Annotated in this window: 1 protein-coding gene; it reads right to left on the bottom strand. The window is 64.5% G+C overall.

Annotated features, from left to right (window positions below; translation table 11 throughout):
• On the bottom strand, positions 1-1,064 hold a 1,064-nt coding region (tuf, locus tag BM345_RS29555; RefSeq protein ID WP_093387421.1), incomplete at both ends, for an elongation factor Tu.

Below are 1,064 nucleotides of genomic sequence, written 5' to 3'. Positions count from 1 at the left end.
GCGAAGCGCAGGCCTTCTTCCATGGCGATCGGGGCGATCAGCTTGACCGTGATCGACACGTTGTCGCCCGGCATGACCATTTCCTTGTCCTTGGGCAGCTCGATGGAGCCCGTGACGTCGGTCGTGCGGAAGTAGAACTGCGGACGGTAGTTGTTGAAGAACGGCGTGTGACGGCCACCTTCGTCCTTGGACAGCACATACACCTCGGCGGTGAAGTGCGTGTGCGGCTTGATGGAGCCCGGCTTGCACAGCACCTGGCCGCGCTCGACGTCTTCACGCTTGGTGCCGCGCAGCAGCACGCCGACGTTGTCGCCAGCCTGACCCTGGTCCAGCAGCTTGCGGAACATTTCCACGCCCGTGCAGATGGTCTTCTGGGTGGCACGGATACCGACGATCTCGATTTCCTCGCCCACCTTGATCACACCGCGCTCGACCGCGCCGGTGACCACCGTGCCACGACCCGAGATCGAGAACACGTCTTCCACGGGCATCAGGAACGTACCGTCCACGGCGCGCTCGGGCGTCGGGATGTAGGTGTCCAGCGCTTCGGCCAGCTTCATGATGGCTTCTTCGCCCAGCTTGCCCTTGTCGCCTTCCAGGGCCAGCTTGGCCGAGCCGTGGATGATGGGGGTGTCGTCGCCGGGGAATTCGTACTTGTCCAGCAGCTCGCGCACTTCCATTTCGACCAGCTCGAGCAGCTCGGCGTCGTCGACCATGTCGCACTTGTTCAGGAACACGATGATGTAGCCCACGCCCACCTGGCGAGCCAGCAGGATGTGCTCGCGCGTCTGGGGCATCGGGCCGTCAGCGGCCGAGCACACCAGGATGGCGCCGTCCATCTGGGCAGCGCCGGTGATCATGTTCTTCACGTAGTCGGCGTGGCCGGGGCAGTCGACGTGTGCGTAGTGGCGGTTGGCCGTTTCGTACTCGACGTGCGCGGTGTTGATCGTGATGCCGCGCGCCTTTTCTTCGGGAGCCGCGTCGATCTGGTCGTAGGCCTTGGCTTCGCCGCCGAACTTGGCCGACAGCACCGTGGCGATGGCCGCCGTCAGCGTGGTCTTGCC

The organism is Variovorax sp. OV329 (assembly GCF_900114785.1).
In the GTDB taxonomy this organism is placed as follows: domain Bacteria; phylum Pseudomonadota; class Gammaproteobacteria; order Burkholderiales; family Burkholderiaceae_C; genus Variovorax.
This window is presented reverse-complemented; position numbering and strand designations above follow the sequence as displayed.